The sequence below is a fragment of the Enterococcus sp. DIV1059_2 genome (assembly GCF_051713685.1).
GTDB classification, from domain to species: Bacteria; Bacillota; Bacilli; order Lactobacillales; family Enterococcaceae; genus Enterococcus_D; species Enterococcus_D casseliflavus.
In genome coordinates this window covers 1,370,331-1,383,718 of sequence record NZ_JBIOQK010000001.1, presented here as the reverse complement: position 1 = coordinate 1,383,718, position 13,388 = coordinate 1,370,331, and the positions used below count along the sequence as shown (strand labels likewise).

The 13,388-nt window shown below is 40.2% G+C and carries 9 protein-coding genes; 3 read left to right on the top strand and 6 right to left on the bottom strand.

Annotation, left to right across the window (positions count from 1 at the left end):
- The first annotated feature begins 423 nt into the window (after positions 1–423).
- The gene (locus IGI72_RS06450; RefSeq protein WP_015509406.1) at positions 424–1,308 is read left to right on the top strand and encodes a helix-turn-helix domain-containing protein; all 885 of its coding nucleotides are present in this window, start codon (positions 424–426) and stop codon (positions 1,306–1,308) included.
- A gap of 72 nt (positions 1,309–1,380) precedes the next feature.
- On the opposite strand, the gene IGI72_RS06445 is transcribed toward IGI72_RS06450, so the two are convergent.
- The gene (locus IGI72_RS06445) at positions 1,381–2,943 is read right to left on the bottom strand and encodes a polysaccharide deacetylase family protein (RefSeq protein WP_438753512.1); all 1,563 of its coding nucleotides are present in this window, start codon (positions 2,941–2,943) and stop codon (positions 1,381–1,383) included.
- A 234-nt stretch (positions 2,944–3,177) separates the two neighbouring features.
- Here IGI72_RS06445 and IGI72_RS06440 point away from each other — a divergent pair, with 234 nt between their 5' ends.
- On the top strand, positions 3,178–3,852 hold the full coding sequence (locus IGI72_RS06440; RefSeq protein WP_438753509.1) for a CPBP family intramembrane glutamic endopeptidase: 675 nt from the start codon (positions 3,178–3,180) through the stop codon (positions 3,850–3,852).
- A 78-nt stretch (positions 3,853–3,930) separates the two neighbouring features.
- Here IGI72_RS06440 and IGI72_RS06435 read toward each other — a convergent pair whose 3' ends face one another.
- Complete coding sequence (locus IGI72_RS06435; RefSeq protein ID WP_438753506.1) at positions 3,931–7,989, bottom strand: MucBP domain-containing protein; 4,059 nt, start codon at positions 7,987–7,989, stop codon at positions 3,931–3,933.
- A 637-nt stretch (positions 7,990–8,626) separates the two neighbouring features.
- Between IGI72_RS06435 and IGI72_RS06430 the strand changes: the two genes are divergently transcribed.
- Positions 8,627–9,241, top strand: a complete 615-nt coding sequence (locus tag IGI72_RS06430; protein ID WP_438753504.1) for a helix-turn-helix domain-containing protein — start codon at positions 8,627–8,629, stop codon at positions 9,239–9,241.
- A gap of 109 nt (positions 9,242–9,350) precedes the next feature.
- Here the strand turns inward: IGI72_RS06430 and galU are convergent, their stop codons facing one another.
- The 4 genes from galU to rfbB are packed head-to-tail and all read right to left on the bottom strand — an operon-like array spanning position 9,351 to position 13,388.
- Positions 9,351–10,223, bottom strand: a complete 873-nt coding sequence (gene galU, locus IGI72_RS06425; protein WP_086338432.1) for a UTP--glucose-1-phosphate uridylyltransferase GalU — start codon at positions 10,221–10,223, stop codon at positions 9,351–9,353.
- 26 nt (positions 10,224–10,249) lie between these two features.
- Entirely contained in the window at positions 10,250–11,416 is a 1,167-nt protein-coding gene (locus tag IGI72_RS06420; RefSeq protein ID WP_412045753.1) for a nucleotide sugar dehydrogenase, read from the bottom strand.
- A 57-nt stretch (positions 11,417–11,473) separates the two neighbouring features.
- The gene (rfbD, locus tag IGI72_RS06415) at positions 11,474–12,304 is read right to left on the bottom strand and encodes a dTDP-4-dehydrorhamnose reductase (protein ID WP_438753501.1); all 831 of its coding nucleotides are present in this window, start codon (positions 12,302–12,304) and stop codon (positions 11,474–11,476) included.
- Between the two features lie 55 nt (positions 12,305–12,359).
- Positions 12,360–13,388, bottom strand: coding sequence for a dTDP-glucose 4,6-dehydratase (gene rfbB, locus IGI72_RS06410; protein WP_087627726.1), 1,029 nt, complete (start codon positions 13,386–13,388; stop codon positions 12,360–12,362).

The window sequence follows — 13,388 nt, the reverse complement described above, 5'->3', positions numbered from 1 at the left end:
ATTTCTTCAATCGCCATTTACTTTTTTCTTTCAGGGAAATTCTTCAGTAGCTATTTGGTCTTATATTTTGGACGTAAGCGTTCACTCGCTTCTTTTTGTTTATACTTGCAGGTAAGAAGGAAACGCTGCTGCCCAATCGTCTTCTTCTAATACCACATAAGGAGCATGAGAAGATGGATTGGTTAGTAATGATTCTTGTATTGATATGTCTTAGTTTTGTCTGAGAAAAAAGCGTGAGAACGAATCGTTCTCACGCTTTCTTATTATTTCACGCCCTCTCTGGGTGCAAATTACCGCGAAACATCCTTCCATCAAATCAGAAGCGGTCTGAAATATAAGACCTTTTTAATTCCTACACTGGACTTGTTTTACTATAATGGGGATACATGATTTCATTAATTCAATGAGAGCGGAGGCTTTCTTATGTATGGCGAAACGATCAGACAAATCCGATTGAAAAAAGGCTTCACCCAAAAAGAAGTCTATGGCACGATTATTTCAAAATCCTATGCCATCGAATTTGAAAAAGGCAAGCACCAGATTGCTGCCAACCTGCTGTTGCAAATCTTAGAAAATCTATCAATGGATATCGATGAATTTCTCTATATCGCGAATGGCTATCGGCTAGATGAGCAAAACAGCTACAACCATCGGTACACGCAATACTCAAACAAGCACGATATCAACCAGTTACAAATTCTATTACAGGAGCTGCAGCAAACCTCTAGCCGACTGAACAAGGTCCGCATTGCAGAGGTTCGCTCACGGATTCGCATGCTGCAATGCTTGGCAGAGCATGGCGTCTATCGGAAACGTGCGGTTTTGGAATGTGATCGTCAAACGATTATCTCCTATCTCGTTGATGTTGAGAGCTGGACGTTACAAGAAATCCAACTCTTTGGCAACACCATCGATCTTTTGGACAACGACCATAATTTCCTCTTCTTCAAAAAAGTATCCAAGATGCTCGAATACTACATCGATATGGAAAAAGGTCGGGAAATCTATTGCGCACTACTGATCAATTTGATCGAATATACGCTAAAACACCAGCAATACGATGCGACGGAAGTTCTCGTCGTCCAATTAAAACTTTTGGCGACAGACTACAAAGAATTTTTCCACCAAGCCGTCTGCAAGTTTTTCCAAGGCGTGTTGCTCTTAAGAACCGGTGACAAAAAAGCAGGCAAAAGGATTACCACAAAGATGCTAGCTATCATGCGAGAATTGGATCAAGGTGCCCTTGCCGATGATTTTGCTTTACTGCTGGATGATGACTACCTCCGAGCATTTGCCTCCTCCGAGTGATAAAGCGGCAACTGCAGCGTTCGTTTAATAAAAAAAGGAAGCGATGATTGCCATCACTTCCTTTTTCAGCTATTAGCTAACACTGCGTTCATCTGTTGCACCAAAGTATTGATACATTGGTTTTTGGCTACCATTGAGCAATTGATCGACCGTCACAAATTCATAGCCTTGCGCTTTGAGTGCTTTGATAATGCCCGGCACGGCTTGAACAGATTTCGGATGAATATCATGAAGCAAAATAATCGATCCATCGTAAACATTGTTTTGGACGACCTTCAAAATCTTGTTTGGATCTTTTAGCTTCCAATCCTCGGTATCAACACTCCATTGAATGATTGATTTTCCTGCCGCTTGGGCGCTTTGTTGATCGATCGCTCCATATGGCGGGCGCAAATTCTTAGGCAAGACCCCTGTCGCCTGATAGATGGCTTTGTCCGTTTTGGTTATTTCCGCTTTGACCTCCTCTGGCGACAACGTATTTAATTGGGGATGAGAATAGGAGTGACTGGCAATTTCATGTCCTTCCTCATGGACTTTTTTCGCGACTTCAGGATATCGATCCACCATCTGACCCAATTCAAAGAACGTTGCCTTCACATCATTGTCTTTCAAGATTTTTAAGAGATCCAATGTCGAAGTATCATTTGGTCCATCATCAAAAGTCAACGCAACATATTTTTTGTTTTCGTCTAACATCGCTTGTTGCTCTTTCAATTGATCCGCATTGACCAGCTCTGGATCAATAAACGGTGCAATCTCTTTGTAAGCCAAAGTGATCTCGGATACACCTGTTTGATTTTGCGGCAACTGGAGCGTTATTTTTTCAGGATCATAAGTAAATTTTGAATCATAGGTGATTCGGTCCATCCCCAAGACCGCATCAATGATTTTAGTCGGTTCTTTGGCTTGATCCAAAAGCTTTTGTTGAATCACTTGCTGGATTCCTAGCAAGCTGCCTTCATCTGGAACCAAGTCTTTCAAGGATAATTCATTGCCGGTTTTCTCGGAAATAAAAATTGGATCGGCAACCACGCTATCCGCATCTTCAAACCGCCCAGTCTCCCGATTCCAAACATAGCTGTCCGCTTTTAAGGAATAGGTTGACACTTTTGATGCAACTGCTTGTGCTTGAATCCGAGCGATCGTAACGGTCTCTTTGTCGGCGTGCTTTTTGCATAGCTTGTTCGCCATGGTCGATAATTTCTTACTTGCATCCTTTACCGGGATGGCACTTTCTTCTTTTGGTCGGAAAATCAATTCTTTTTTGTCCCCATCAGACAATGTTTCAAGTTTTGCGGGAATTCCCTCTTTGGCCTGCTCTTCTTGGATCGATGCTAATAGCTTTTGCGCGGCAGCTTCATATTTTTCGCGTGCCAATGCTTCTTGCTGCTTCAAAGTAAATGCGATATAGCCCCCAGTGGCGATAATGACGATTGTCAGCAGCGTCATCAATGAAAAGAGATATTTGCGATGGGTTGGCTTCTTTTTTGAAACTTGACGATTGGCGGTTGGCGTGCGTCTTGTCGTTCCCGTTGTTTGCTTTTGATGTGATTCGACCCTTGAAGTAGGTGCTTGTTTTTCAGAAGTCGCTTCTCTATGTTGTGAATTATTTGAATCATTGCTTGATTTCTTCATAAACATTCTCCCTCAAACATAATAACGTAAACAAAATGTAACATAAGCGTAATAATATTTCAACAGTGTTACAGAGATTCTTATAAACTTCTCTTTTTGTTCACAAATTTTGAGAATTGTTCTTAGAAATCCTTTATTCTGCTTTTAAGAAAACCACTTCTGCCAAGTATGATATCGTGTTCACTGCTTTTTCTTTTTGTTTAAAAATAATGAGAGATATCTTTTTGTACTTTGATGTTTTTTCTGTTTATAATTCAGCATGTGCCAATTATTATGAAGGATGTGTTCAAAATGAAACACAAATCAGCAGTTTATTTATTCGCTCTTACCTTACTCATTGGGTTAACCTATCAATTACTTCCTTATACCCCACTAAACGATTCCGTGTTATCGATCGTCGGTACCATCTGGAATCTGGTCTTCGCATTTAGTGCAGGGTATTTTCTCTTACGAGCAACCTTTTTGGAGCAGTTCATACATTTTCGGTTTACCGTTTTATTGTGGGGTGTCCCTTTCGTCATTTTGACTGGCGTGTTCTTTTCCTTTATTTATGCCGCTATTTTTGGACAACCAACAACCAACTCGATCAGCGAAACCATCACTGTCCAAATGGTCTTTTTGCAAGTCCCCTTTATGCTGATGGGAGAAGAATTGCTTAGCACCAACCTCTTGTTGGCGTTGCAGAAAAGAGGCCTTTCATTTGCCTGGTCATCCATCATTTGCAGTGTGCTATTCGCTTTATGGCACATCCCAGCGTACGGCTTTCATCCAGCCCAATTATTGATCACCTTGATGCCTGCCAGATTGGCACTCAACTACGTTTGGAAAAAATCCAATAGCGTATGGGTCAGCTGGATCTGCCATTTTCTTTATGATTCCCTGGGATTCATTTCATTTTTAGGTAAATAAGCAACAAAAAGGACAGCTGAAGCCTAGCTGTCCTTTTTGATAGTTAGTAACGCCTTTCCCCAATGGCTTACTTAATCACTATTTACGCTTTTTGAAATAAAGCCAGCTTGCCGTGGCGATAAAGAACAAACCAACTACAAACGGGAACAACGTCCCCTGCTCATCGGTCTGCGGCAATCTTTGTGCAGAAGCACTTTTTTTCGAAACAACAGTCGCCGTTGGTTCTTTTTTATTAGAAATAATGGCGGTTGCTACGTTTTCTTTTGTATAAACATACGTCACAGTTGCCTCTTCCTTACCAAATGTGCCTTTGGCATTTTGCGGCAGCCGACTTTCGTCTACTATGTAGCCGTCGATTGTTAGTTGATATTTTTTTGTGCTGGCATCGTAAGACTCGCCCACGTTTCCACTGATCGTTTGAGAAGCGTGTATTTCGTTACCTTCTGTATCTACGTACTCGACCGTGACATCCGCTGCTGGTATCGGATTTTTTGTGTAGATATAGGTGACGGTTTGTGCTGTTTCGCTAAATACGCCTTTACTATTTTCTGGTAATTGGCTTTTATCTATGGTGTAACCGTCGATTTTTAGTTGGTATTGTTCTGTGCTAGCATCGTAAGATTCGCCTACATTCCCGCTAATCGTTTGAGAAGCGTGAATTTCGTTACCTTCTGTATCTACGTACTCCACTGTGACATCCGCTGCTGGTATCGGATTTTTCGTGTAGATGTAGGTGACTGTTTGTGCTGTTTCGCTAAATACACCTTTACTATTTTCTGGTAATTGGCTTTTATCTATGGTGTAACCGTCGATTTTTAGTTGGTATTGTTCTGTGCTAGCATCGTAAGATTCGCCTACTTTTCCACTGATCGTTTGAGAGGAGTGTATTTCTTTGCCTTCTGTATCCACGTATTTTACTGTTATATCAGCTACTGGTACAGGATTTTTTGTGTAGATATAGGTGACGGTTTGTGCCGTTTCGCTAAATACGCCTTTACTATTTTCTGGTAATTGGCTTTCGTCTAAAGTGTAGCCTTCGATTGTTAGTTGGTATTTTTCTGTACTAGCATCGTAAGAGTCGCCTACGTTTCCACTAATTGTTTGTGAAGCGTGAATTTCGTTGCCTTCTGTATCCACGTATTTGACCGTTACATCCGCTGCTGGTATCGGATTTTTTGTGTAGATATAGGTGACGGTTTGTGCTGATTCGCTAAATACGCCTTTACTATTTTCTGGTAATTGGCTTTCGTCTAGTGTATAGCCATGGATTTTTAGTTGGTATTGATCTGTGCTTGCATCGAAAGAGTCGCCTACATTCCCGCTAATCGTTTGACTAGCGTGGATTTCGTTGCCTCCTAAATCTACATACTCAATCGTGACATCCGCTGCTGGTATCGGATTCTTTGTATACACATAGGTGACTGTTTGTGCTGTTTCACTAAAGACACCTTTAAGATTTTCTGGCAATGGGCTTTCGTCTAAGGTGTAGCCATCGATTGTTAGTTGATATTTTTCTGTGCTAGCATCATAAGACTCGCCTACGTTTCCACTGATCGTTTGTGAAGCGTGAATTTCGTTGCCTTCTGTGTCCACATACTCGACCGTTACATCCGCTGCTGGTATCGGATTCTTTGTATACACATAGGTGACTGTTTGTGCTGTTTCACTAAAGACACCTTTAAGATTTTCTGGCAATGGGCTTTCGTCTAAGGTGTAGCCATCGATTGTTAGTTGATATTTTTCTGTGCTAGCATCATAAGACTCGCCCACATTTCCACTGATAACTTGAGAAGGATGAACTTCTTTGCCTTCTGTATCCACATACTCCACTGTTACATCCGCTGCTGGTATCGGATTCTTTGTATACACATAGGTGACTGTTTGCGTTGTTTCGCTAAACACACCTTTAAGATTTTCTGGTAATTGGCTTTCGTCTAAGGTGTAGCCATCGATTGTTAGTTGATATTTTTCTGTGCTAGCATCATAAGACTCGCCCACATTTCCACTGATAACTTGAGAAGGATGAACTTCTTTGCCTTCTGTATCCACATACTCCACTGTTACATCCGCTGCTGGTATCGGATTCTTTGTATACACATAGGTGACTGTTTGCGTTGTTTCGCTAAACACACCTTTAAGATTTTCTGGTAATTGGCTTTCGTCTAAGGTGTAGCCTTCAATCACTAATTGATAGTTCTTCGTGCTGGCATCGTAAGACTCACCTACGTTTCCACTGATCGTTTGTGAAGGGTGAATTTCATTGCCTTCTGTATCTACGTACTCGACCGTGACATCCGCTGCTGGTATCGGATTTTTTGTGTAGATATAGGTGACGGTTTGTGCTGTTTCGCTAAATACGCCTTTACTATTTTCTGGTAATTGGCTTTCGTCCAATGTGTAGTCTTCGATTGCTAGTTGATATTTTTCTGTACTAGCATCGTAAGAGTCGCCTACGTTTCCACTGATCGTTTGAGGAGAATGAATTTCTTCGCCTTCTGTATCAACGTATTTTACTGTTATATCAGCTGCGGGTATCGGATTTTTTGTGTAGATGTAGGTGACGGTTTGCGCTTTTTCGTTAAATGTGCCTTTACTATTTTCTGGTAATTGGCTTTTATCTAAAGTGTAGCCATCGATCGATAGTTTATATTGATCTGCGCTTGCATCGAAAGAGTCACCCACATTCCCGCTAATCGTTTGGCTAGCGTGGATTTCGTTGCCTTCTGTATCCACGTACTCGACCGTGACGTCAGCTGCTGGTACGGGATTTTTTGTGTAGATGTAGGTGATGGTTTGCGCGATTTCACTAAACATACCTTTACTATTTTCTGGTAATTGGCTTTGATCTAAGGTGTAGCCTTCGATTTTTAGTTGATATTTTTCTGTACTGGCATCGTAAGAGTCGCCTACATTCCCGCTAATCGTTTGACTAGCGTGGATTTCGTTGCCTTCTAAATCTACATACTCAATCGTGACATCCGCTGCTGGGACAGGATTTTTTGTGTAAATGTAGGTGATGGTTTGTGCTGTTTCACTAAATACGCCTTTACTGTTTTCTGGTAATTGGCTTTCGTCTAGGGTGTAACCGTCAATTGATAGCTTATACTCATCCGTACTAGCATCATATGAAGCGCCAATGGTACCAGATAAAGTCTTCGTTTCATGGATTTCTTGCCCTTGAGTATCAAGATATCTGACAGTTACCTCTCCCACCTGCTCCGGGTCAACAATGACATTGACTACATGGGTTGTATATAGACTATATGAGGCTTGTCTAGCCATAAAAATTGCTACGTAAGTCCCCGGTTTGCTCGGATCAACATTTGTGTAGTACGGAAAGATCTGTGAGTCAGAAATACTTTTTTCTATGTTGCCGCTAAAATTTAACTTAAACGCCTCGATCCCTAATGCCTGTGTTGAGAAATCGAAGTTACTGTTTACAGGAATATGAATCGTATCGGGGCTATCTCCAAAAGCATACTCGCCTACAATTTGACGCTCATAAAGTGCCAATGTTTTGGTTTCTCCTGCTTGCAAATTGATAGAATTTCCAATCGATGTAAATGCGTAGTTCAATCTTTGATTCGTTGTACCCACTTGCTTAATAAAGTAGCCCCCTGAAGGAACCTGAATCGTTACCTTTCCTGAACTGTCCGTGACTAACAACGTCACTTCACCAGATGTCGAGGAGGTCAATGTGAAATAAGCGCCTTGGATTGGCTGGTTTGAATTACTATCTAAAACTTGAACCGTCAGTTGTGCATTGGCAGCTCTTGCAGAAGACGGATCAACAGAAGAAGGGACATTATTTACAGGGCTTGCAGCAGGTTCTTCTTTATTTTCTGATCCGCTGATGGCTTCTTTACTGTCACTACTTGCTTGTGTTTGTTCGTTCTCAGCATCCACGCGCGCTGAGGTCGTTGATGTCAGCGTAGCATTTTCTACTTGAGAGGTAGCTTGTCTAGCATCCACAGAAGCATTCGTATCATCAGATTGCACAGTATTCACTTCTTCCTGATCCACCTGCGGAGATTCTGAAAACACTTGGCTTTCCGCCATTACCTGAAATGCTGGCGTTACCACCACAGCACTTAATAAGATTACTAAAGATAGAGTAGATTTAAACTTCTTTTTCACAAACTTTCACCTTAACCTTCTTTTTCAAAATTAAAACCTTTTTATCCAACCTATTTTTACGCCAGAAAATCATTATAATTTATTGATTTTTAATTTACAAACATTTTTTTATTTTAGCGTATCATCCACTCCTCTCAAAAATTTTTAAGCGGACACATGAAATACCATCGAGCGTATGTATACTTAATTCACTTGTCATCGCATTGCATCACCTCTTCAGAATTTTATAATTCAAGCACCCTTGCCTTCAAGCAAATCCAGTGCAAATCAGCGCAAAGCTTCTTTGCATCCTTGTTTTATCAATGATTTCATTTTCAAAAAAGGAAACTATTTTTTACTTGATCGTGGCTTTCTTTTTTTGAATGATTCGAGCAAGTCTATCTTCTACTCTCAATATGTGCTATCTTTGAACATTTATCACTTCATATATGACAATTGTTACTTATTACAGATGAAGGATTCACTGAAAAAAATCGAGCACTTTCAGGAAATTTTTTAGGAACATCTGACATAAGCTCATTTAAATTTAATCTTATGTAAACAAAGAAAAGAACTTGTGCATTTTTTCGTTAAATCGAGCTTTACAATTGTTTCTTTGAACCGCTTTATGATAGGATAGGTCAGAAGGAGCATTGAAATGACTATAGCTGAAAAAATAAAAGAGAGTCGCTTGAAATTAGGACTCACCCAACAAGAAGTTTCCGAAAAATTATTTGTTACTAGACAAACGATCTCAAATTGGGAAAACAATCGAAGTACCCCAGACATCGACACATTGATCAAATTAAGTGATCTCTATCAAATCGATTTAGAGTCACTGCTAAAACCAGAACAATTAGCAGAAGAACCAGAAATAAAGAGTGACGAAAAGAAACCAACCTTTCGCCTTCCTCTATACTTGCTCAATTTAACTGCAGTCGTCGCTTGCGTTTTCACCGACTTCTTCACACCTACAGGAACAATGACCCTATGGACAGCTGCTGCACATTTTTTGTTACTAGTTAACTTTGTCCTTTTATTCGGCTTTTTCCTCACAAAAAAAAGACCCCTCCCTGCAAAAACAATTGTCTTTGCATTAGGAAAAGGTCTGATGATCTTAGCCATTATATTAGGTTTTACTCTTTGGTCGAATAAAGGAGCTTCCGCTGATGCGTTACATCTGATTGGCCATAATTATGGTCATTTTATCTATTTGACGTTTAAAGCAATTGGGGTGATTTATTTATTTGATTGGCGGAAGTTTGAGATGTAAGAATTAATTGAGACTCTACCAATTATTGGATTGATGATTCAGATTTGTTCCTTCAATCCTATATTACCATACCATTCTTCATTCCCTATGAAGGGAAGTCATTTTTCAATTAGATTCTTTCCGCCAACTCTTTGATATAACTCCGAAGTTCATCTTTGATTTCAGGATGTTTTAATCCGTATTCAATGTTTGCTTCAACCATTCCTAGCTTGTCACCAACATCATAGCGTTTGCCTTTAAATTCATGAGCAAATACCCGTTGGATCTTGTTTAGTGAATCGATCGCATCAGTAAGTTGAATTTCATTTCCTGCTCCTGGTTCTTGATCTTCTAGTATTCCAAAGATTTCTGGCCGCAAAAGGTAGCGACCAATAATTGCTAAATCACTCGGAGCATCTGCAGGTGATGGTTTTTCGATAAATTCGCTCACGCTATATAAATCTTTTGCGGCTTCTTCACTGGGATTAATGATGCCATATTTTGACGTGTCTTCATGAGGAACTTTCATGACCGCAAGAGTAGATGCGTTTGTTTTCTCATAATTGTTGATCAGCTGCTTTGTTAATGGAACATCATCTTCCATAATATCATCTCCCAGCATGACGATAAATGGCTCATCGCCTACAAAAGCTTTTGCTTGAAGAACGGCATGACCTAAACCTAAAGGACGTTTTTGACGAATAAAATGCAAGTTGATTCCTGTCGTCTCTTCAACAAGTGCCAAAAGCTCTTTTTTCCCTTTTGATGATAGGTTTGATTCCAATTCAAAGTTTGAATCGAAATGATCTTCAATTGGACGTTTCGCTTTTCCTGTCACAACTAAAATATCTTCAATTCCTGAAGCAATTGCTTCTTCAACAATGAATTGAATCGTTGGTTTATCAACGATTGGTAACATTTCTTTTGCGATTGCTTTTGTTGCTGGTAAAAATCTGGTCCCTAACCCTGCTGCAGGAATAACAGCTTTACGAACTTTTTTCATTTTTTCATCCTCCGAAACTCAATACATTAATTATCGTTAAAAATATCCCTAGTGTACACTTTTTCTTCTACATCTTTTAAAATATCTTCAAAACGATTGCTGACGATCACATCTGACATCTCTTTAAACTCGTCAAAGTCTTTGATTACTTTAGAGTTGTAAAAATCATCTGCTTCTAAAGTTGGTTCATAAACTACAACTTCAATTCCTTTGGCTTTTATACGCTTCATGATCCCTTGGATCGAAGAATACCTAAAGTTATCAGAATTTGCTTTCATTGTAAGTCGGTAAATGCCAACAATATTAGGTTTTTTGGCTAATATTTGCTCAGCAATGAAATCTTTCCGAGTTGTATTAGCATCGACGATTGCGCCAATAATATTGCTTGGTACTTCCTCATAGTTGGCTCTTAGCTGCTTAGTATCTTTAGGCAAACAGTAGCCACCATAACCGAATGATGGATTATTATAATGAGAACCTATACGAGGATCTAAGCCAACACCTTCTATGATTTGGCGACTATTTAGTCCACGTGACTCAGCATACGTATCTAGCTCGTTAAAGTAAGCGACACGTAACGCTAGATACGTATTAGAAAATAATTTAATTGCTTCTGCTTCGGTAGAATGGGTCAATAACACTGTTACATCTTCATCTACGGCATTTTCCTTGAACATATTGGCAATTTCTTGTCCACGGTCTGATACTTCTCCAACAACAATTCTTGAAGGATGTAAGTTATCATAAAGTGCTTTGCCTTCACGCAGAAATTCTGGAGAAAAGATAATATTTTCTGTATCAAATTTCGCTTTTACGTTTAATGTATATCCAACTGGAACTGTTGATTTGATGATGAATGTTGCATCTGGTCGGATTTCTAAAGCTTTTTCAATTACGTCTTCAACTGTTGACGTATTAAAATAATTCTTTTTTTCATCATAGTCTGTTGGGGTGGCGATTATTAAGTAATCACCGAAATTAACTGCTTGTTCAAAATTAGAAGTAAATTTAAGATTCAAATCATCGCGATTCATAAATTCATGAATCTCTTTATCTTCTAATGGTGATTTTTTATTTTTTAACATATCTATTTTTGAATCAACGATATCATATGCAATAACTTCTTCTTCTTGTGATAATAATAATGCGTTTGCTAGGCCAACATAGCCTAATCCGAATACAGATACTTTCATGATTTGCCTCCAATATATCAATGTTCTATCATACTAAATTATGACAGTAAGAATAACTTAATTCAACATTTGTTGTAATGCTTCCTGCCATGTCGGAATCTCAAAGCCGGTTTCTTGGGCTTTTGACAGATCCATCACCGAATACTGCGGACGGGTCGCCTTTTGTGGAAATTCTTCTGAAGTTACCGGTTTCACGGTCACATCCGTATCTTTCAAAATCTCTTTTGCAAATTCGTACCATGAACAGCTATTGTCATTTGACAGATGATAGATTCCTTTAGGTACATTCTGATTGATGGCATAGGTCATAAACTCCGCCAAGGTGCGGGTCCAAGTAGGACGGCCGAACTGATCATTGACCACGGTCAATGTATCGTGTTCTTTGGCTAAACGCTGCATGGTAAAGACGAAATTGTGTCCGTATTGACCAAAGACCCATGAGGTACGGATAATATAGTACTTGCTCATGATCGATTGCACGGCTTTCTCACCTAGTAATTTGGTCCGGCCATATTCATTTTGCGGATTGACTTGGTCGTCCGTCGCATATTCCCCGTCTTTTTTGGTACCATCAAAGACATAGTCGGTACTGATATAAATCAAGGTTGCCCCGACTGCTTCGGCTGCCAATGCAACGTTTTTGGTGCCATCGACGTTGATTTTTTCGTCTAATTCCTTGCCTTCATCTTCGGCTTTATCCACCGCAGTATAGGCGGCACAATGAAAGATCACCGTTGGTTGTATTGCTTTGATTTTATTCATTGTAGCTTGTGCATCTGTGATATCCATCTCAGCGGCATCTGTCGATAGATAAGCAGCACCTTGTTCATCCAATAGATGACGTAATTCTGTGCCTAATTGGCCGTTTCCTCCTGTAATTAAATACATGTATCTCTTCCTTTCGAAAAAAGCAGGAATTCTCGCTTCCTGCTTTTTTGTTGAATTATTGACCTTGCTTGGCGTAACTTGCTTCAACGCGGGCTTTTTCTGCCTGCCACCATTCGGGATTATTGCGGTACCATTCGATGGTATCCGCCAACCCATCTTTAAAGTTGGTGAATTGCGGTCTCCAGCCCAGCTCTTCTTTTAGTTTTGTTGCATCGATGGCATAGCGCAAGTCATGGCCTGGTCGATCATTGACATGATCATAGGCATCTTTGGATTGTCCCATCAATGTTAAGATCAACTCGATCACTGCTTTGTTATCTTCCTCGCCATCGGCACCGATCAGATACGTTTCTCCGATGCGTCCTTTGGTCAAGATGGCCCAGACAGCAGAAGAATGATCATTGGTATGGATCCAGTCCCGAACGTTTTTGCCTTCGCCATATAATTTAGGTCGAATGCCGCTTAATACATTCGTGATTTGACGAGGGATGAATTTCTCGATGTGTTGATACGGTCCATAATTGTTGGAACAATTAGAGAGCGTTGCCTGTAATCCAAAAGAACGTACCCAAGCTTTGACCAAGAGATCGGAGCCTGCTTTGGTGGATGAATATGGACTTGATGGATTGTATGGTGTTTGATCGGTAAACTTCTCCCCCGGTCCCTCACCATGGCCTGGCAGGTCTTCTCTCAGGGGCAGATCCCCATAGACTTCATCTGTCGATACATGATGATAGCGGACTTGATGCTTGCGACAAGCTTCAATCAATGTATATGTGCCGATCAGGTTGGTTTGCACAAAAGGAAATGGATCTTTCAATGAATTATCATTATGGGATTCTGCCGCATAATGGACGACCGCATCTGTTTGTTGGACCAGTTCATCAACTAATGCTGCATCGGCGATATCCCCCACCACTAATGAAACACGGTCTTCTGGCAAGCCAGCTAAATTGGCCTTATTCCCTGCATACGTTAATTTGTCCAAAACCGTGATGTGGACATCTGGATGATGCGCCACGACGTAATGAACAAAGTTGGAGCCGATAAATCCAGCACCACCGGTTACAATGATTCGTTTCAT

Bases quoted from the DNA above. Each gene is read 5' to 3' on its own strand.
- IGI72_RS06450 (WP_015509406.1), top strand. From the start codon at position 424: ATGTATGGCGAAACGATCAGACAAATCCGATTGAAAAAAGGCTTCACC.
- IGI72_RS06445 (WP_438753512.1), bottom strand. From the start codon at position 2,943: ATGAAGAAATCAAGCAATGATTCAAATAATTCACAACATAGAGAAGCG.
- IGI72_RS06440 (WP_438753509.1), top strand. From the start codon at position 3,178: ATGTTTTTTCTGTTTATAATTCAGCATGTGCCAATTATTATGAAGGAT.
- IGI72_RS06430 (WP_438753504.1), top strand. From the start codon at position 8,627: ATGACTATAGCTGAAAAAATAAAAGAGAGTCGCTTGAAATTAGGACTC.
- galU (WP_086338432.1), bottom strand. From the start codon at position 10,223: ATGAAAAAAGTTCGTAAAGCTGTTATTCCTGCAGCAGGGTTAGGGACC.
- IGI72_RS06420 (WP_412045753.1), bottom strand. From the start codon at position 11,416: ATGAAAGTATCTGTATTCGGATTAGGCTATGTTGGCCTAGCAAACGCA.
- rfbD (WP_438753501.1), bottom strand. From the start codon at position 12,304: ATGTATTTAATTACAGGAGGAAACGGCCAATTAGGCACAGAATTACGT.
- rfbB (WP_087627726.1), bottom strand. From the start codon at position 13,388: ATGAAACGAATCATTGTAACCGGTGGTGCTGGATTTATCGGCTCCAAC.